The 17312-nt window shown below is 61.4% G+C and carries 19 protein-coding genes; 11 read left to right on the top strand and 8 right to left on the bottom strand.

The annotated features are described in order from the left end of the window. The 6 genes from I6E60_RS09470 to I6E60_RS09495 all read left to right on the top strand — a co-directional run bounded on the left by I6E60_RS09470 (position 1) and on the right by I6E60_RS09495 (position 5678). The gene (locus I6E60_RS09470) at positions 1 to 363 is read left to right on the top strand and encodes a rhodanese-like domain-containing protein (RefSeq protein WP_197179865.1); all 363 of its coding nucleotides are present in this window, start codon (positions 1 to 3) and stop codon (positions 361 to 363) included. 52 nt (positions 364 to 415) lie between these two features. Then, positions 416 to 1360 carry an alpha/beta fold hydrolase gene (locus tag I6E60_RS09475; RefSeq protein WP_197179867.1) on the top strand — a complete coding sequence of 315 codons (945 nt, stop codon included), beginning with the start codon at positions 416 to 418 and terminating at the stop codon, positions 1358 to 1360. A gap of 131 nt (positions 1361 to 1491) precedes the next feature. Then, positions 1492 to 2841 carry a sensor histidine kinase gene (locus I6E60_RS09480; RefSeq protein ID WP_197179869.1) on the top strand — a complete coding sequence of 450 codons (1350 nt, stop codon included), beginning with the start codon at positions 1492 to 1494 and terminating at the stop codon, positions 2839 to 2841. After that, on the top strand, positions 2838 to 3539 hold the full coding sequence (locus I6E60_RS09485) for a response regulator transcription factor (protein ID WP_197179871.1): 702 nt from the start codon (positions 2838 to 2840) through the stop codon (positions 3537 to 3539). The genes I6E60_RS09480 and I6E60_RS09485 overlap by 4 nt, the downstream gene beginning before the upstream one ends. Before the next feature lie 151 nt (positions 3540 to 3690). Next, positions 3691 to 4572 (top strand): ABC transporter ATP-binding protein, encoded by an 882-nt coding sequence (locus I6E60_RS09490; RefSeq protein WP_197179873.1) that lies wholly within the window; start codon positions 3691 to 3693, stop codon positions 4570 to 4572. After that, positions 4572 to 5678, top strand: a complete 1107-nt coding sequence (locus I6E60_RS09495) for an ABC transporter permease (RefSeq protein ID WP_197179874.1) — start codon at positions 4572 to 4574, stop codon at positions 5676 to 5678. Before I6E60_RS09490 ends, I6E60_RS09495 begins: the two co-directional genes overlap by 1 nt. 15 nt (positions 5679 to 5693) lie before the next feature. Here the strand turns inward: I6E60_RS09495 and I6E60_RS09500 are convergent, their stop codons facing one another. The 3 genes from I6E60_RS09500 to I6E60_RS09510 are packed head-to-tail and all read right to left on the bottom strand — an operon-like array spanning position 5694 to position 8166. Beyond that, on the bottom strand, positions 5694 to 6545 hold the full coding sequence (locus I6E60_RS09500; RefSeq protein WP_197179876.1) for a M23 family metallopeptidase: 852 nt from the start codon (positions 6543 to 6545) through the stop codon (positions 5694 to 5696). Next, a complete protein-coding gene (locus tag I6E60_RS09505; protein WP_307841806.1) occupies positions 6542 to 6973 on the bottom strand; it encodes an ASCH domain-containing protein in 432 nt (143 codons plus the stop codon). Before I6E60_RS09505 ends, I6E60_RS09500 begins: the two co-directional genes overlap by 4 nt. Positions 6974 to 6975: 2 nt before the next feature. Further along, on the bottom strand, positions 6976 to 8166 hold the full coding sequence (locus tag I6E60_RS09510; RefSeq protein WP_197125004.1) for a RimK family alpha-L-glutamate ligase: 1191 nt from the start codon (positions 8164 to 8166) through the stop codon (positions 6976 to 6978). A gap of 3 nt (positions 8167 to 8169) precedes the next feature. On the opposite strand from I6E60_RS09510, the gene I6E60_RS09515 reads away from it, so the two are divergent. Further along, positions 8170 to 8673, top strand: a complete 504-nt coding sequence (locus tag I6E60_RS09515; protein ID WP_197179878.1) for a RimK/LysX family protein — start codon at positions 8170 to 8172, stop codon at positions 8671 to 8673. 41 nt (positions 8674 to 8714) lie between these two features. On the opposite strand, the gene I6E60_RS09520 is transcribed toward I6E60_RS09515, so the two are convergent. From I6E60_RS09520 to I6E60_RS09530, 3 genes are read right to left on the bottom strand one after another with little or no spacing between them, the layout of a single operon-like run. Further along, positions 8715 to 9044, bottom strand: a complete 330-nt coding sequence (locus I6E60_RS09520; protein WP_197125008.1) for a hypothetical protein — start codon at positions 9042 to 9044, stop codon at positions 8715 to 8717. Next, positions 9044 to 10267 carry a TFIIB-type zinc ribbon-containing protein gene (locus tag I6E60_RS09525; RefSeq protein ID WP_231601185.1) on the bottom strand — a complete coding sequence of 408 codons (1224 nt, stop codon included), beginning with the start codon at positions 10265 to 10267 and terminating at the stop codon, positions 9044 to 9046. The genes I6E60_RS09520 and I6E60_RS09525 overlap by 1 nt, the downstream gene beginning before the upstream one ends. Positions 10268 to 10273: 6 nt before the next feature. Continuing rightward, positions 10274 to 11476: an SHOCT domain-containing protein gene (locus I6E60_RS09530; protein WP_197179880.1), complete on the bottom strand. Its 1203-nt coding sequence runs from the start codon at positions 11474 to 11476 to the stop codon at positions 10274 to 10276. A gap of 240 nt (positions 11477 to 11716) precedes the next feature. Between I6E60_RS09530 and I6E60_RS09535 the strand changes: the two genes are divergently transcribed. Continuing rightward, positions 11717 to 12982, top strand: coding sequence for a cellulase family glycosylhydrolase (locus tag I6E60_RS09535; RefSeq protein WP_197179882.1), 1266 nt, complete (start codon positions 11717 to 11719; stop codon positions 12980 to 12982). A gap of 77 nt (positions 12983 to 13059) precedes the next feature. Continuing rightward, a complete protein-coding gene (locus I6E60_RS09540; RefSeq protein ID WP_197179884.1) occupies positions 13060 to 14193 on the top strand; it encodes a hypothetical protein in 1134 nt (377 codons plus the stop codon). A 136-nt stretch (positions 14194 to 14329) separates the two neighbouring features. On the opposite strand, the gene I6E60_RS09545 is transcribed toward I6E60_RS09540, so the two are convergent. Then, positions 14330 to 15115: an SDR family NAD(P)-dependent oxidoreductase gene (locus I6E60_RS09545; protein ID WP_197179886.1), complete on the bottom strand. Its 786-nt coding sequence runs from the start codon at positions 15113 to 15115 to the stop codon at positions 14330 to 14332. A gap of 106 nt (positions 15116 to 15221) precedes the next feature. On the opposite strand from I6E60_RS09545, the gene I6E60_RS09550 reads away from it, so the two are divergent. Continuing rightward, positions 15222 to 15863: a TetR/AcrR family transcriptional regulator gene (locus I6E60_RS09550; RefSeq protein ID WP_197179888.1), complete on the top strand. Its 642-nt coding sequence runs from the start codon at positions 15222 to 15224 to the stop codon at positions 15861 to 15863. A 35-nt stretch (positions 15864 to 15898) separates the two neighbouring features. On the opposite strand, the gene I6E60_RS09555 is transcribed toward I6E60_RS09550, so the two are convergent. Further along, the gene (locus I6E60_RS09555; RefSeq protein WP_197179890.1) at positions 15899 to 16423 is read right to left on the bottom strand and encodes a DUF427 domain-containing protein; all 525 of its coding nucleotides are present in this window, start codon (positions 16421 to 16423) and stop codon (positions 15899 to 15901) included. A gap of 79 nt (positions 16424 to 16502) precedes the next feature. On the opposite strand from I6E60_RS09555, the gene I6E60_RS09560 reads away from it, so the two are divergent. Next, positions 16503 to 17312 carry a DUF1206 domain-containing protein gene (locus I6E60_RS09560; RefSeq protein ID WP_197179892.1) on the top strand — a complete coding sequence of 270 codons (810 nt, stop codon included), beginning with the start codon at positions 16503 to 16505 and terminating at the stop codon, positions 17310 to 17312.

The raw sequence follows: 17312 nt of genomic DNA on the forward strand, positions 1-17312 counted from the left end.
ATGTTCCGTCCCCTCGCCGCTCTCGCTGGCTCTCTCGTCGTGCTGGCATCGATCGCTGGATGCTCGGCCGCGGGCGATTCTGTTGAACTCAGCGCTGACACCATCCTCATCGACGTTCGCACCCCCGCGGAATACGACGCCGGACACCTCGAGGGCGCTACGCTGCTCGACCTCAACGGTGGCGAATTTGCTGCTGCGCTTCCGACTCTCGACCCCGAGGCCGAGTACGCCGTCTACTGCAAGTCGGGCAACCGTTCCGGTCAAGCTGTCGCCCTCATGGAAGAAGCTGGATTCGAGAACGTGATCGACCTCGGCTCCATTGGTGAGGCAGAAGCCTCCACCCAGATCGAGGTTGTGCAGTAGCGCACTTCCCTGCGACCCCAAACCGCAGCGAGCACGGCTCCGAACCACAGTGGTGAATACGACGCCAGCCTCCAGCACGCACTACAGCGCCGAGAACCGGTTTGACCGCGCGACCGCGGGCTTCACGCGCGTCGTCGTTCCGACCGATCTCGGCGATGTCGTGGCACACGTCGATCCGAATGCTGCTGCGCTGTCCGATTCAGCGACCCTTCTCCTCCACGGGGCCGCCGGTTCGTGGACGACCTGGTTACCGTTGATTCGGGCTTCACATGCGACGGACAGCCCTCTGCAGAACGTTGTCGCCCTCGACCTCCCCGGTTGGGGAGAAAGCGGCAGTATTTCTGCCACTGCGACGGTCGAAGACCTCGCGGATGCCGTAGCCCACGTCACGAGAACGCTCGGCTACGCGAAGTGGAACATCTTCGGCCACTCGCTGGGCGGACACCTCGGGCTCACGATTGCGGCCAGACACCCGGTGCGCACCGCGAGCGTAACGGCGATCTCAGCGACCGGGCCCGGCGCACTATCAGTGCTGCGGCATCCGGTTCGTCGTTTTGGCACCCTACCGCTGCTCGCTGGCATGCTCGGAGCTATGCGCTTCCTGAGCACCCTTGGCCCCGCCGGCACCGGCCTCGTTCGTATTCTTCATCGCCTTCGCGTGCTTGGCCCACTCAGCTCTCCCCTGTTCGCCGACCGTCGCGCTCTCGACCGTTCGGTGATCGATTCGCTCGCGACAGAGATTCGGCCGACCGCGTTCGCGCGCGGAGCTGCCGCAGCTGCTCGCTACGACGAAGCTCAGTGGGCCAGCATCCAGTGCCCCGTCACGCTCGTGCGCGGTGATCAGGATGTCTTCGTCAGTTCGACTGACGACGACTGGTTTGCCCGCATTATTCCGCACGCCCGCCAGCAGGTGTCGCCGCGTGCCGGACACTTCGCCCACATTGAGTCGTTCGAAACGGCAGCCTCGACGCGCAACGGGCACTCGATCGCCGCCTAGCCGCCGAGCATCGCTGTCGCTTGGCCGTTCGGCCGCTGCATATTTCGCTCGTGACCTGTCTCACGAGTTCGCCATGTGACTAAGCCGCCACCGCAGCTAGCACTAGCGCGTCCGGCAGGTAGCCTACCTAGATGCCTGATTCCTCTAGCGATGTGCACTCCGACGCACACCACCCCCGGCTCAATGAGGCCAGCTCCGACGCACCGATTAGTTCGGCGAACCCGCAGCCATCGGGCTATCGGCCCAGAATCAATCGTTGGGATGTCGTCCTCGCCGTGGGCATGCTGGTCGGCACCCTGCTGAGCACAGTTCTCACTCGCATCGCCGGAATCTACGATGAGCCGGCTGATTCCGTTGTCACGCTACTCTGGGCCGCCGGAATCACGCTGCCGCTTCTGTTCCGTCGCCAGCAGCCCCTCGCGGTCGTGATCGTGATCAGTGTCGTATTCATGGTCGGAGCGACCCTCCACGTGCCCGAAGTGACATTCTGCAATATCGCTCTCTTCATCGCGCTGTACTCGGTGGGAGTGTGGGAAAGCAGACGCCGTATCGCCACGATCACCCGCATCGTAATCATCATCGCGATGTTCGTGTGGTTATCGATTTCAATCGCCCAAACTACGACTGACCCTGATGCGCTGAGCGGCCTCTCTCGCGCCGGGGCGTTCTCTCCCCTTTTGGCGTACCTCGTCATCCAGTTCATGACGAACGTGCTGTACTTCGGCGGGGCTTACTACTTCGGCGAACGAGCTTTCCGCTCGCGGGTACAGCAGGATGCTCTGCACGAACGCTCGGTCGAGCTGGTGCGCGAGCGAGAGCTATTGGCGGCACAAGCTGTAACGATCGAACGACTGCGCATTGCGCGCGAGCTGCATGACGTCGTTGCCCACCATGTGTCGATCATGGGAGTGCAGGCTGCGGCAGCGCGCACCGTGCTGACGCAGGATCCGCCGGCGGCATCCCAGGCCCTTCACGCTGTTGAGTCAGGGTCGCGCGCTGCGATCGACGAAATGCACCGGCTCCTCGGCACACTGCGGGATGCGGATAGTCGCGAGACAGCGACCGCCGCAGCGTCGACGCTCGGCGTTCACAGCATCGATGAGCTGATCGACACGACCCGAACAGCGGGAATGCCCACACGATTCGAACAACTGGGTGAACCGCGAGCCCTCAGCGCATCGACCTCCGTAACGCTCTATCGCGTCACCCAAGAGGCCCTCACCAATGCCCGCAAACACGCCGGACCAGCCGGAGAGGCGGATGTTCGCCTTCGATGGAGCGCCTCCTCAGTCGAGATTGAGATCGGCAATTCCGGTCGCGCACCGAGCAAACGGCCATCCACCGGTCTCGGTTTGATCGGCATGGCGGAGCGAGTGAACGCCGTCGGGGGAACGCTTGAGTTGCGCCCGCGCTCTCGGGGCGGGTTTCTCGTTCGGGCGGAACTGCCCCTCCACGCCGACGCTACTGAGGGTCGCGCATGACCCCCGCACCGATTCGCATCCTGCTGGCCGATGACCACGAACTGGTTCGCACGGGCTTTCGCATCATCCTCGGTGCTCAACCAGACTTTGAGGTTGTCGGCGAGGCCCGAAACGGTCGTGAAGCCGTCGAACTAGCGGCCGAGTTGGCACCCGATGTGATTTGCATGGACATCCAGATGCCCGAAGTTGACGGCATCGAGGCCACCCGCCAGATCGTTGCGGACGCCGAGAGCACCGCGGCCGTTCTCGTGCTCACTACTTTCGACAACGAGTCGCAGCTGTTCGATGCCCTCGATGCGGGCGCAAGCGGTTTCTTGCTCAAGAATTCGTCACCCGACGATCTTGCGGATGCCGTGCGCACCTTGGCGAGCGGCGACGCGCTGCTGTCGCCCGCCGTGACCCGTCGCGTGCTGGAACGTCTCACGCGCGCCGGCACGCAACTCCCCCACACGGCGGAGCCCACTATCCCCGCCGAGTTGACCGCTCGCGAACACGAAGTACTCGTGCTCGTGGCGGAGGGACTCTCGAATGCGGAGATTGCTGCGGCGCTGTTCTTGGGCGAAGCGACAGTGAAGACCCACGTTTCCAAGGTGCTGCAGAAGCTTCAGTTGCGTGACCGCATCCAAGCCATCGTGTACGCCTACGACAACGGAGTCGTCGTTCCCGGCACCCACCACGATCGACCCGCCGCGCACTAATAGCGCTCGGCCTGCAGCTCACTCCACCTCCCGCACCCTCCGCCTCCCCCTTCCGGCGGAGACCAGAACCCACCTACAGACTGATCCCTAAGCCATCCGTCGCTCGTAACCTTGAGAACAGAAAGATTTTCTGCGAACGAAGGCGGTATTCGTGCTCCAACTCGACAACATCTCTAAGACTTTCGGGACGCGTCCAGCGCTCGACGGTGTGAGCTTTAGCGTGCGCGACGGCCGCATGACAGGTTTCGTCGGCGGTAACGGCGCCGGCAAGACCACGACCATGCGCATCCTGCTCGGAGTTCTCGAATCGGATGCCGGCAACATTCAGCTTGATGGCAAGCCACTGGATGCCGAGCAGCGTCGCCACTTCGGCTACATGCCCGAAGAACGCGGCCTGTACCCCAAGATGAAGGTTCGCGAGCAGCTCGTCTATCTCGCTCGCCTGCACGGCTACACGCAGGCCGCCGCTGGCCGCAATGCCGACAGCTTGCTCGAAGAACTTGGCCTCGGAGAGCGCCGCGACTCCACCCTCGAGAGCCTTTCTCTCGGCAACCAGCAGCGTGCTCAGATCGCGGCGTCACTCGTTCATGATCCCGCGGTGCTCGTGCTCGATGAACCATTTTCTGGCCTCGACCCGCTCGCTGTCGACACCGTTGTTGAGGTACTGAAGCAGCGTGCCGCGGGCGGAGCCGCCGTCCTGTTCTCGTCTCACCAACTCGAGATCGTCGAGCGGTTGTGCGACGACCTCGTCATCATAGCCGAGGGAAGCATCCGCGCCGCTGGCGAACGCGAAGCCCTGCGAGCACAGCACTCTGCCCCTCGCTACACCATCGTCACCTCGGGCGACCTCGGTTGGCTGCGCGACGAACCCGGCATCTCCGTCTTGGAATTCGATGGCGGCCACGCGACGTTCGATGCCGCAGAAGCTTCCGCGTCACAGCGCGTCCTTCGTCGCGCTGTCGCCGAGGGCGACGTCACTTCTTTTGCTCCGCAACGGGCATCCCTCGCCCAAATCTTCCGAGAGGTTATCTAATGAACTCCGCTACCGCTGGCCGCCCGTCGCCTCGCTTTTCCCAGTCCGTCGCGCTCGTCGCCGAGCGCGAAATCACCACCCGCCTTCGTTCGAAGAGTTTTCTCATCACGACCGGCATCCTGCTGCTGCTTGTTCTCGGTGGGGTAATCGCCGGCGGAATCTTCTCGAAGAGCATCAGCACCACAACGGTCGCGACGGTCGGATCGCTCTCCTCCGAGCTGTCGAACGTACCTGGCGTCGAGGTGACGACAGTCGAGGACCGCACCGAGGCTGAAGCGCTCGTGAGCGAGGAAACAGTGGATGCCGCAGTGCTGCCCTCCGAGAAAGGCGCTGTTTCACCCGTCCTCATCATCGCCAATTCAGAGGCACCCTCGCTGCTCGTGCAGTGGTTGAGCGTAAGCCCCGAAGTCATCTTGCTCGACCCCGAGAACCAGAGCAGCCCGCTCAGTTATATCGCGGCGTTGGGATTCGGAATCATCTTCTTCATCTCGGGCATGACCTTTGGCCCGATGATTGCGCAGAGCGTTGTTGAAGAGAAGCAGACTCGCATCGTGGAGATCCTCATGTCGGCGGTGCCCGTATCCGCTCTCATGGCCGGCAAGGTCATTGGAAACTCGCTCCTCGCCTTCGCCCAGATCATTGCGATCGCGGCTCTCGCGGTGGTTGGGTTGTCGGTTACCGGCCAGGCCGAGGTACTGTCTCTTCTCGGCGCTCCGCTGCTCTGGTTCGTCGGCTTCTTCATCATCGGCTTCGTGCTGCTCGCCGCGCTCTTCGCCGGTGTCGGAGCGATGGTCTCACGTCAAGAAGATCTGGGCTCAGCCATGACTCCCGTCACGATGCTGATCATGCTCCCGTACTTCGCAATCATTTTCTTCAATGACAACGCCACCGTGCTGACCGTGATGTCGTACATTCCGTTCTCCGCGCCCGTCGGGATGCCGATGCGACTGTTCCTCGGAACCGCTGAATGGTGGGAGCCGCTCATCTCCCTCGTGCTTCTGCTCGTGACCACGGGCCTCGCCGTGCTCCTCGGCGCCCGCATCTACAACAACTCGCTGCTGAAGGTGGGCAGCCGAGTTAGCTGGTCCGAAGCCATCAAGGGCTAGCCGGCTGCGGCAGAGTTATAGCGCGGTGAGGTGCTCATTGTCAGCGGGCATCGCGAGCCGCTCATCCGGTTCGTCGTTGATGGTCACACCGGAGAAGAGCATGGGCACTCCGTGACCGGTCCAAGCGGATGCCCGGTCCATCAGCTGAGCGTGCACGTGGGGCTCACTGGAGTTGCCGGAGTTTCCGCAGGCGGCGATCGGTTGCCCCGCGACGACCAGGTCGCCAGCTTTAACTAGCGCCGAGTGCTGCTTCACGTGAGCAACGAGCGCGTAGATACCGTCGTTGCCCCGGATGGTGATGTGGTTGCCGACGATGAGGCGTGGCCCGCCGATCTCGCGAATCGTGCCTTCGATCATCATGTACATGAAGCCAAGCACCGAAGAGCGAGCCCGGTGGTCGCGCTGGGAATCGCTGGCGCGGACCACGACGCCATCGACCATGGCCCGCACAGGCTGGCCGAATGCGGGATATTCGCTCGGATAGCGCAGCACGATTCCGGTATCGAAGGCTGGTCGAGTACCTCCGAGCGGGTCGAAAACGAGATCGACTGCATGAGCCTGGCCATAGGCGCGAACGCCGTGGCTAGGCACACGTGTCGCGGGGCTGTTGAGCGCGAGCCAACGACCACCGACGGGTGAGGCTACGGTCACAGGCTCGCGGTGCGGCAACAGCTTCACGCCCGGCCGCAACACAACGAGCACGAGGAGTATCCCGATGATGCCAAGCAACGGCAGCAGCTGGAACACCGATCGCACGACAACTGCGGAGATTACTTGCGCCCCAATGGTGCCGGCGAAGATCGTCACCACTGACGCGTACAGGATGATGACGCGAGCACGATAAAGGCCCGCGATCACGCTCCTCATGCTGCAGCCACGCGAGAGACAACCACGAAATGCTCGAGCACCACAATGGTCTCGTCATTCACGGTGAACAACGGGTCGTCAAGAAAGCCGCGCATGTCGTCACTCTGCCAATACGATTCGTGACCGGCACGCCACTGCGCGACCGATTCGTACCCCTCGCCTTCGTCACGAGCGTGCTCCCACGGCACATCAGCCAGCCGAAGCTGTTGAACGTCGGTTACTTCAAGCACCGCTACTCGCTTCTCGTCCGAGTCCACAAGGGCGTAGCGCTCACCAACAACCGGCAGCGGCTCGTTCTCAACTCCGTATTCGACAAGCGTGGATGACGTCGAAGTCTTCTCCCCCTCCATGATCGCCGCCACGAGGGTGTCGCGAAGCGCTCCCGGAAACCCGAACTCTGTCACCGGGAGATCATCGATCTCTGCCACGTCTAGTCTTCGACGATCGGCTCGGGAGGCAGCTTGCGCACCTTTGCGCGGCGGCGGCGGCGAGCCGGGATCATGGCCCGCATTTCTTCGAGCTTGCCGAAGCAGAGCAGGCGATCGTTCGCTTCGAGAACCGTGCTGCGGCGAGGGTTGGGCACAACGTTGGAGCCGCGGTGCAGAGTGAGCACCGTGATGTCCTTCTCCCCCAAGCCAGATTCGCCGAGCTGCTTGCCCACGAATTCCGCATCGCTTCCGACAACGATCTCGGCAACGCCGTACCCCGTCGAGACGCTCAGGCGTTGGCGAACATCGATCTCGGGGAACGCCACCTGGTTGGCGATGTAGTCAATGATCGCGCCCGCGACATCCAACTCGGTGGCTCGCTCGATGCCTTCGAGACCGGGCGACGAGTTGACCTCCATCACGAGCGGGCCATCTTTGCCCTCCAGCATGTCGACGCCGGCAACGCGCAGACCCATGATCTGGGCGGCCTTCACCGCTGCACGGTGGTACTCGGGCGTGAGCTCAACGGCTTCAACGTTGCCACCGCGGTGCACGTTCGAGCGGAACTCGTCTCCCACAGCGACGCGTCGCATCGCGGCAACCACGCGATCCCCCACCACGAGGGCGCGGATGTCGCGGCCCTTGCTCTCGGAGATGAAGCTCTGAATCAGCACGTTCTGTTTCGTTGAATGCAGGGTCTCGATGATCGCCTTCGCGACCTGCGTGTCCGGAGCGAGGATCACGCCAATCCCCTGGGTGCCTTCGAGCAGCTTGATCACGACAGGCGCACCACCGACGCGCTCGATCGCCATCTCGACATCCGCCCGGTTGTGCACAAAAGTGGTCGCGGGCATCGCGATGTCGTGGCGAGAAAGAATCTGGGTGGCTCGCAGCTTGTCGCGCGAGTTCGTGATGCCGCTCGAGGTGTTGGGTGTGTAGACATCCATCTGCTCGAACTGGCGAACCACGGCCGTGCCGAAGTAAGTGATCGAGTTGCCGATGCGAGGCAGGATGGCGTCGTAGTCCGAGAGCAGCTTGCCGCGATACTGCAGGTCGGGTTCCTCACCCGTGAGGTCGATCGCGAAGCGCAAAGTGTTGAGAACCTTCACCGTATGACCACGTTGCTCAGCGGCGGCCCGAAGTCGCACTGTGGAATACGCCTGCGGCGCACGGGAGAGGATAGCGAGTTTCATCGAATGACCTGCCAAGATAAGAGGGTGATAGAGCCCACCCATTCAAACACGATCGCAGGCTGGCGTGAGTGGGTTTCCTTGCCCGATCTTGGCGTGCCGTGGATTAAAGCCAAACTCGATACCGGCGCGCAGAGTTCTGCGCTTCACGCCGACGACATCGAAGAATTTGTGCGCCCCGACGGCAGCGAGTGGGTGCGCTTTCGCGTGTGCCCCTGGCAGCGGTCCGCTAAAGATGACGCTGTGGTGGAGTGCGCCATCCACGATCGGCGAACCGTTCGCAGCTCCTCGGGGCACAGCGAAGATCGCATCGTCGTACTCATCGATGTGGTGCTGTGCGGGCACACCGTCACCGCTGAAACGACGCTCACCAATCGCGATGAAATGGGCTTTCGGATGCTCGTGGGCCGCGAAGCACTGAGCAAAGAGTTTCTCGTTGACTCGGGTAAGTCATTTCTCGGTGGTCGCCCGCCCCGTGTTACGCGACGTCGCAACCAAGGGCAGGGCTAGGTCCAGCACCGCCCGCTGGTTCCTGGACTCTGACACGAGCGTTATAGCTTGAACTTGCTCATGATCCCGGTAGAGAACTTGTTGCTCGCGCCACGCACGGCCGTGTTATTTGCACCGGACATCCGACGGTTGCTCAGGCCCTTTCGAGCTTTCACGAACTCGTCGTGTTCCTGCATATTTACCATCGTCGCCTCCGTCTCAGACTCGTGGCCGTGTCGCTTATCTGAGTTGCGGTAGCGAAAATAGATTGCGGAGTAGAAGACAAACCCCGAGAGCAAGAAAACAAGACCAAGCCCTCCCGAGTCATCATCCGAGGATCCCGCAGCGAGTATCTGACCGCTCTCAGCAGCCCACAGTGTGAGGTTCAGCATCAGATTCCCACCGCCACAAGTACGAGACCAATTACGGTACCGACGAGTTGCACGATGCCCGAGACAATCAACAACTTGCTCTGGTGCAACGGAATGCTTCCCATGGTCTCTCCCGTGCGCGCGTTCACCGCGACGTAGTGCAGAAATGTCTTACCGTTCGACTTGCGCTGCTGATAGCTATAGAGCCACACGGGCAAGTAGGCCGAAACCCAGCGCTGACCGCGCACATCCACTTCTTCAGCAGCCCAACGCACGCCGCGATCGTAGAACTTCAAGGTGTCGTTGACACGATGGCGAGTGATGTCCTCCGCCTGCGTGTGCGCGAGGGGCGCGAGCTGATCGAGATTGCTGTCGCGACGTTCTGAGGTGAATCCAGCAAGATAGTTGGAGTCGTACCGAACAGAATTCTCGACATCGAACGGCATAATCGTATTGATGATGTTGTTCGAGTTCACGGCCGTGTTTTGGTCGAGACGATCGCTAGAAGATTCCACGGTCAAATCGTTCACGTGAATGTCGAATTCACGCGCCACATTGTAGAGATCTGCGTCATAGCGTTGCTGCGTTGAGTCCCCCACCTTGACGGTGTACGAACGTGTTTGATGTTCGCCTTGCCCGCTCAACTTGGCGTGAGCATTGATATCCACGACCATGTACGGCAAATAGACGCCCATCACGTTCTCGGCGTTGAACTCCGCTCTAAAGGTCGGATGCGCGAAGAACTTCCGCTTACCTACGAAGTGGGCGATCTTCTCTACAGCCGTCGACTTCTCGACCTTAAAGGGCAGAATCATGTCCGGAACGGCGCCGTTGGGCACCTGTTGGTTCATGGAGAGAGTGTTGCGGCACCAGTGGCAGCGAGCTTGCGTGCTCGTGTTGGTATCGATCACCACTTCTGCACCGCATGCGCTGCACTTGAAGGTCAGAATCTCGTCGGTCGAGGGCACAATGTCGCTCGAACCCGAGCCGACGAGAAGCCCCGTCAGCTTGCTGATATCACCGTTGAGGTTGAATGCCTCAATGGCGTTATCGGTAGACCACTCGAAGCGGCAAAATCCACACCGCAAGTGGCCCGTGGCTACGTTGAGCGAGATCTCGGTGGCACCACACCGAGCACACTTCGCGAGTCCATCCTTTGCACCGTCGTCGGTGTTGATGACGCGAGGTGCGTCGTCGGTGGTGGCCGGCGGCGGGGTCTCGGGCTCCACAGCATCCATCGGCATAACCGACTACAACCCGAGGACTTTAGCTTTAGCCGCTTCGTAGTCGGCTTCAGTGATGAGTCCCTGATCGAGCATCGTCTTGAACTGCTGCAGCTTGGCCATGGGATCCTCGGCGGCGGGAGCTGCCGGCGCGGCGGCGGGTGCTGCCTGCTGTGGCGGTGCGGCGTTGGGCTGCTGGAATCCACCAGCCGCGCCGCCAGCCGCGTTCATTCCCATACCGAGGAAGGCCATACCGGCTCCGCCTCCGCCGCTGCCTTCGTTTGATCCAGCCGCTTCGAAGCCGCGAGCTGCCGCCTGCTGCATGAAGGAGTTACCGCGGGCGCCGCCGAGAGCATCCGCCTTCTTGACGTCGCTGAGCAGAGCACGAGTATCTTCGTCGTACTCAATGGACTGAAGCGCGACCTTTTCGATGGTGATTCCGCGGTCAGTGGTCCACTGGTACGCGTCATCGACAGCAGCACTCAACGACTGCGCGAATCCGATAGCGTCGCCCTGGATCTTGGCGATGCGGTTTCCCTTGCTGGGGTCGTTTGTGTAATACGAGAATGCGGCGGCGAGCGATCCGACAACTTCGTTGAAGAGCTGACTGGCAGCATCGTTGTCGAGGTCAGAGAAATCGAAAACCTTCGGTGACTGGCCGAGGTAGGTGAGGGGAACAAAGTTCTTCACCAACAGGATCGGGTCAACAATTTTGAGGGAGTAGCTACCCCGCGTGATGGCTCCCACTTGCGCGTTGAGATAGGCGTCATCCCAGTAGATTTCAGACTGAGTACCGAACTTGTTATTCGGGATCTCTTTGAGGTTCACATAGAAGGCAAGCTGCTGCGAGCCGGGCTGGCCGCCGAACTTGAAGCGCTCCCACGATGTCTTCACCGTGGAGCTGATGATGCCGTCGCCGGCAAAGAACGACTCAGCGTTCTGATCTTCCGACGTGAAAATGAAGCCGCCAGGCTCGCCGACAAAGCCGGTCAGTTGCCCATCTTGGAAGGTCACGAGACCATACCCCTCAGGAACGACGATGCGACTACCATTCGTGATGATGTGCTCGGAGCCCTGGGTGTTAGACCCGCGACCGGCATTGGTGCCCTGCGCCACGGCCGGGAAAATCGCCGCCGTGGGAGCCAAGTGAGCTGGCGGGGTGAGGAAGTCTTTCCACTGGTCAGCGAACGTTCCGCCAATAGCCCCTGCGAACGCCTTAATGAAGCCCATCTGTGTATCCCGTCGACTCGTTGTGCGGATCGACCGCCGATAGAGAAGGCTTCGTCAGTGCAGTGTGTTGCGCGAGGACGAAAAACATCGGCGAGCGACAATCTCTCAGCATGGTAGCGGGTGTGGGCATCCGCTGTCTCGTGTTCTCGCAATTGGTTCTGCCACCGTCAATGGCGACTACCATCTCCCCATGCTCTCTTTCGCTTCTGTTTTAGCGCACGCGGTCGCGGTCGCGTGCCGGTGAGTCGACTCCGCACGCGAGTGATCGCCGCAGTGCTCGCGGCCGCGCTAGTGATCGCGGCCGTCTTCGGCATCATTGCCGCAATTCAGTACTCCGCGTTCGCAGCCACCTTTGTGCGCGCAAACGGCACTGAGCTGGTGTTCCAGGGCGAACCGTTCGAGTTCGCCGGTGCCAACAATTACTATCTCGGGCACAAGTCAGAGAGCACAGTGGTTGCCCTGCTTGACGATGCCGAGCAAGCCGGTCTCACCGTCATCCGCACGTGGGGTTTTCAAGACTACGGAGACACCAACGGCTCGGGAGTCGCACCGGACGACTTTGAAGGCGTCTGGTACCAAGTGTGGGATGACGCGATCGGCGCCCCCATCGCGAACACCGGCGCGACTGGACTGGAGAAACTCGATTTTGTAGTCGCCGAAGCAGCCGCGCGCGACATCAAACTCGTGATTCCGTTCACGAACAACTGGAATGCCTACGGCGGCATGGATCAGTACGTTCAGTGGGCTGGCCTCGACGAGCACGCTGATTTCTATACGGACGAGCGCATTCGCGACTGGTACAAGGATTGGGTATCAACGCTCCTGAACCGCACGAACACGATTACGGGCATCCAGTACAAAGACGACCCCACGATCCTCGCTTGGGAGCTTGCGAACGAGCCCAGCTGCACCGGCTCGGGAACTTTTGCAGATGGCGAGTGTGACACCACAACCATCACCGAGTGGGTAGATGAGATGAGCCGTCACGTGAAATCAATCGACCGCATTCATCTGCTTGGCGTCGGTGATGAAGGCTTTTTCTGTGGAGATGAAGACACTTGGACGCTCACGCAAGAGTTCGGCGCTTCCGGATATGGGGCTGGCTTCGGCGAGAACTGCTCCAACGGCGTCGACACTGTGGCGCTGGCGTCGCTGCGCAGCATTGACATCATGTCGATGCACCTCTACCCCGACCATTGGCAGACCTCGACGGCGTGGGGCACCGGTTGGATCGAGAAACACGCAGAAGCTGCCGCAGACATCGGCAAGCCGGTGTTTCTTGGCGAGTTCGGTGTGATGGACGAGTCATCGCGCGCCGACACCTACGCATCGTGGTTGACGACCGTACGCGATACGGGCGTCGACGGGGCGCTGTTCTGGATGCTGGCATCCGATCAAGAAGACGGAACCCCATACCCGGACTTCGACGGCTTCACTGTCTACTGTCCAAGTGATGCATGCTCGGTTGCCACTGATCATGCCGCGTTGATTCCGGGTGAAGAGTAACCGTTTCGCGCACGCTCTCTGTAAGCTAACCGCACTGACCTGATTGCGCTCCCAGTCGTTCTGAGTATCGTGACCCCATGAGCATCGACATCCCCTCTCATGAAGACCTAGTAGCACTTTCCCAGCAGCGAAACATCGCCAGCGTTTCGCTGTATGTCTCGCCAGGATCGACCGATGGCGGGCCCCCTATCGGCCGCGACACTGAGGCGGCGCGACTCGCTCTCCGCTCGGCAGCGACAGAAGCGCTGGCAGAGCTCGGCGTGCTTGGCGTAGAGAAAGCTGAGTTGGACGCGATCGGTCAGGCGCTGGGAGCGCTGGATCACGACACCGAATTTTGGGCGTCTTCTGCGCGTTCAGTCGCCGTTTTTGTCTCGCCAGAGATCACTCAGTCGTTCCGCCTGCGCAATGAACTGCCCACGCTCGTTGCCATTGGTGATCGATTCGACCTCGGTCCGCTGCTACGCGCCACCACGTTCGGCCACTCCGGCTATGTGCTCGCCGTGACGCTGGGCAGCGTGAGGCTTCTCTCCCTCAACGCCGATGATTCGAGCGACGAAATCGCGTTGCCTGACCTCTCCGAGGACCTCGGCAGAACGCTGGAAACCGCCGACAACCACGGCAAGGCAGACACTCCTCGAGCGGATGGCGCCCTGGGTTCGAAAGTGGAACTTCGACGCTACTGCTCCCAGATTCAGGAGGCGGTGCTCCCCATCATTGGTAACTCGGGATTGCCTTTGGTACTCGCTGCATCCTCAGACTTACAGCCCGCGTACCGTGAAATTTCCACCTATCGCGGACTTCTCTCATCCGCCATCGATGCGAATCCCAGTTCGCTGTCGATCGACGATCTCGAGGATCGCGGTCGTGCACTTCTGGCCGAAAGACACACCGACGAGCTCGCGTCATGGTGTGCGACGTTCGGCAACAAACAGAGCAATGGACTCGCTAGTTCGCAACTGAGCGACGTTTCTCACGCCGCCGCCGCTGGACTCGTCGACACGCTTTTGTTCGATTTGGCTTCGACCGACGAGGGCAGCATCGACGAATACGGCCAAATTGTGTTCGCCAGCGAGCCTGGCCCGAGCACGTACGGCCTCGTTGACGAAATCGCCGCGCGCGTCTTGCGTACGGGTGGCACGGTCAAAGCAGTTCGAAGCGATGACCTCCCCGACGACTCGCCCGTCGCCGCAACATTCCGCGGGCCGCTGTAAGTCTCGAAAATTGAAGGGCGCTGCAGCGGAGGTTTGGCCTCGGCTGCAGCGCCCTTTGGCGTGTGTGGCGCGCAGTGCGCGCGTTAGGCTCACCGGTCCATCGCAACGGATGCGCCGGTGCACGCCCCTTCGATAGTTACTGGTGGGCGCCGCCGTCGATACGAATCTCGGTGCCGGTGACAAATGCGCCATCTTCACTAGCGAGCATGGCGACGACTCCGGCAACTGCTTCGGGCCCCGCGTACCCTTCCTTGATCGCTGGGCTCATCTTCATGAACAGCGAGTAGTCGGCGTCTTCAGGAATACCAGGCCCAATGCTCTGCTTGCTCTCGCCGATTCCTTCGGTCATCCCCGAAGAGATCGAGCCGGGCTGAACGGCAGTGAACCGGATTCCCTGCTTCGCGTACTCAGCGGCAAGCGCGTGCGTCATGGATTGAACTCCCCCCTTACTCGCGGCGTACGCGGACATGTAGGGGTGACCAAAAGCCGCCGAGGTCGAGCTGAAATTTACGACCGCGGATCCGTTGCCCTCGAGCAGTGCGGGAATGGCCTCCCGAATCATGAGGAAGGTACCGACCAAGTTGACGTTGAGTACCTGCTGAAAGAGTTCAAGGGACGTCGAGTGGGTGTGCGACGAGCGCAGGATGCCAGCAGCGTTGACGAGAACATCGAGTCCACCCAGCGTGCCTAGAGCAGTTGTGACAGCGGATTTCACCGACTCTTCGTCGGCAATGTTCACTACGACGGTGGAAAGGCGCGCTCCAGCTTCGCCCGCTTTGCTGACCGTGTCGGCCAATCCTGCTTCGCTCACGTCGGCGGCAACGACGTCGCCGCCCTCGGCGAGGAGTCGAAGCACGGTGGCTTGGCCGATGCCTGAGCCTGCGCCGGTGACAATGGCGCGACGTCCGGAGAACCTGTTCATTGGGTGCCTTTCTAGGTGGGTGTTGGCCCCACGGTACGGCAAAGTGGCACAATGTGCCATAGTGACAGTTGATGCAGTTCACCATTCAGCGCGTACGCTCCTCTATATGAATGCAGAACCTCTCAGCCTTACGGAGCGTCGCAAGCGCGACACTCAGCTTGAGATAGCCCGCACAGCCGCGCGACTCTTCTCCGACCGCGGCGCAGCCGCAGTGACCGCCGAAGAGATCGCCCAGCAATCCGGTGTTGCCGTTCGCACTTTTTACCGGTATTTCAGCAGCAAGGAAGATGCCGTAGCTCCTCTTTTGACGATCGGCGCCGACCAATGGCACGCGCTCGTCGCCGCAGCCGACCCTGACGAAAATGTGCTCGCCGCCCTCGAACACACGATCTCCGCCGTACTCACCCCTCGCAATGCCGAGGAAATCGAGGGGCTGCGCTGGACACTTGGTCTGCTTCACGCCGCCACCAGCGACGCCGCTTTGCAACACGTGTGGCACCGCGTGAACTCCGATTCAGAGGTGCAACTCAGGTCGGTCCTTGCCCCCGCAATGCCGACGGAGACAACCCCGTTGACTCTGCGCTTGCTCGCCGCAGCAGCCACGAGCGCTCTGCGCATAGCCCTCGAAGCCAGCGCTGAAATCGATCGCACCCTGAAGGATCCCAGCGTGCTCGCCCCGCACGCGTTGGACGCGTTCAGGCAGCTGACCAGCGGGCTAGATCTCGCACCGGCCCCGAGCGCTAGTTAGCCACACCGCTCTCGCCCCAGCAGCAGATTCTGCTGCTACCAGCCCATCGTGCCCGGCGCGCCCTTGAACGGCCCGACGAGGTTCTTGGTGATCCAGCCACCGTAGAAATCTCCCTCCTGAGAGGTCACTAGCTCGCCGTCGATCTCGCACGAGTCCATCTGGCCAGGGTAGAGCGCGACACGCGTAGCAAGCTGCTCGAACCCGTGCGTGGGCTCTGGGTAAACCCACCCCGCACGCTCGGCCACGACTCCCCCGGCAACCACGTCAAAGTAGTGCGCTTCGCCCTTGAACTCGCAGAAGCTTGTGCCACGAACGGGCACAAGCACACCTTCCGGGAAGGCCGCGATCGGTACGTAGTAGACGGGCGGATGACTCGTCTCGAGCACGCGCACGGCATCCGTCGTGTCCACAATCACGTGCCCGCCGAGCCGCACGACAACGCGCTGAGGCATGTGTTCGACGCGAGGCGGCCGCGGGTAATCCCACACTGACTCTTGCCCCACTTTCGGCGTGACCGGCTTGGGGCGGGGAAGGCGGCGAGGTGCGGGTGCGGGTGTCATCTATCCATCCTGCATTCGCCTGCTGGGATGCGGCTGCAAGGCCGGCATCCGTTCACAGAATTCATTTACACTGGCCTCCATGAATGATGCCTCAGCTTCAGATGCCGCTCGCAGCGCGAAAAACAGCACCGCACTGCAAGTTCTCGCCCGCCTCGGTTTTGCCGTAAACGGACTCGTGCACCTCCTCATTGGAGCACTCGCGATCGGCATCGCGACGGGTGGCGGCCAAACCGATGCTGACCAGTCCGGAGCGTTCCGGCAGTTGGCCTCGACTCCGGGCGGTGTATTTCTGCTCTGGGCCGTCGTCATTGGTATGTTCGCCCTCGGTCTTTGGTTGCTGATTTCGGCATTCCTCATGCAGCCTCAGGATTCGAAACGCAAATGGGCTCGTCGCGGCGCGGAAGCAGCCAAAGGCATCACGTACTTTGCGCTGGGCTCTACGGCTCTGACATTCGCGCTCGGCGGCTCGTCAGACTCATCGAGCAGCACGAGCAGTCTGACGGGTGAGCTCCTGGGGAACCCCATCGGCATCGCGGTGCTCGTCATTGCGGGCCTCGCGGTCATGGGCGTCGGCGGCTTCTTTATCTACAAGGGCGCGACCCAAAAGTTTACGGAGGACATCTCTGTGCCCGGAGGTACTCTGCGCACCGCAGTTCTCGGACTCGGCGTTGCGGGCTATATCGCTAAGGGTGTTGCGATTGGGGTTGCGGGCATCCTTGTCGTCGTTGCTGCGTTCACTCACGACCCCGAAAAGTCGTCGGGTTTGGATGCTGCGCTCACGAGCCTCACCGATCTGCCTTTCGGAGTGGTGGTGCTGATTGTGATCGCCGTCGGGCTCATTGCCTATGGCGTGTATTGCTTCATCCGGGCTCGCTTCGCCCGGTTGTAG

Origin of the sequence: Salinibacterium sp. SWN167 (assembly GCF_015864665.1) — a bacterium.
Taxonomy (GTDB): domain Bacteria; phylum Actinomycetota; class Actinomycetes; order Actinomycetales; family Microbacteriaceae; genus Rhodoglobus.

Coding starts and splice junctions, on each gene's coding strand:
- I6E60_RS09470 (WP_197179865.1), top strand. CDS start 1: ATGTTCCGTCCCCTCGCCGCTCTCGCTGGCTCTCTCGTCGTGCTGGCA.
- I6E60_RS09480 (WP_197179869.1), top strand. CDS start 1,492: ATGCCTGATTCCTCTAGCGATGTGCACTCCGACGCACACCACCCCCGG.
- I6E60_RS09485 (WP_197179871.1), top strand. CDS start 2,838: ATGACCCCCGCACCGATTCGCATCCTGCTGGCCGATGACCACGAACTG.
- I6E60_RS09495 (WP_197179874.1), top strand. CDS start 4,572: ATGAACTCCGCTACCGCTGGCCGCCCGTCGCCTCGCTTTTCCCAGTCC.
- I6E60_RS09500 (WP_197179876.1), bottom strand. CDS start 6,545: ATGAGGAGCGTGATCGCGGGCCTTTATCGTGCTCGCGTCATCATCCTG.
- I6E60_RS09510 (WP_197125004.1), bottom strand. CDS start 8,166: ATGAAACTCGCTATCCTCTCCCGTGCGCCGCAGGCGTATTCCACAGTG.
- I6E60_RS09515 (WP_197179878.1), top strand. CDS start 8,170: ATGACCTGCCAAGATAAGAGGGTGATAGAGCCCACCCATTCAAACACG.
- I6E60_RS09520 (WP_197125008.1), bottom strand. CDS start 9,044: ATGCTGAACCTCACACTGTGGGCTGCTGAGAGCGGTCAGATACTCGCT.
- I6E60_RS09525 (WP_231601185.1), bottom strand. CDS start 10,267: ATGCCGATGGATGCTGTGGAGCCCGAGACCCCGCCGCCGGCCACCACC.
- I6E60_RS09530 (WP_197179880.1), bottom strand. CDS start 11,476: ATGGGCTTCATTAAGGCGTTCGCAGGGGCTATTGGCGGAACGTTCGCT.
- I6E60_RS09540 (WP_197179884.1), top strand. CDS start 13,060: ATGAGCATCGACATCCCCTCTCATGAAGACCTAGTAGCACTTTCCCAG.
- I6E60_RS09545 (WP_197179886.1), bottom strand. CDS start 15,115: ATGAACAGGTTCTCCGGACGTCGCGCCATTGTCACCGGCGCAGGCTCA.
- I6E60_RS09550 (WP_197179888.1), top strand. CDS start 15,222: ATGAATGCAGAACCTCTCAGCCTTACGGAGCGTCGCAAGCGCGACACT.
- I6E60_RS09555 (WP_197179890.1), bottom strand. CDS start 16,423: ATGACACCCGCACCCGCACCTCGCCGCCTTCCCCGCCCCAAGCCGGTC.
- I6E60_RS09560 (WP_197179892.1), top strand. CDS start 16,503: ATGAATGATGCCTCAGCTTCAGATGCCGCTCGCAGCGCGAAAAACAGC.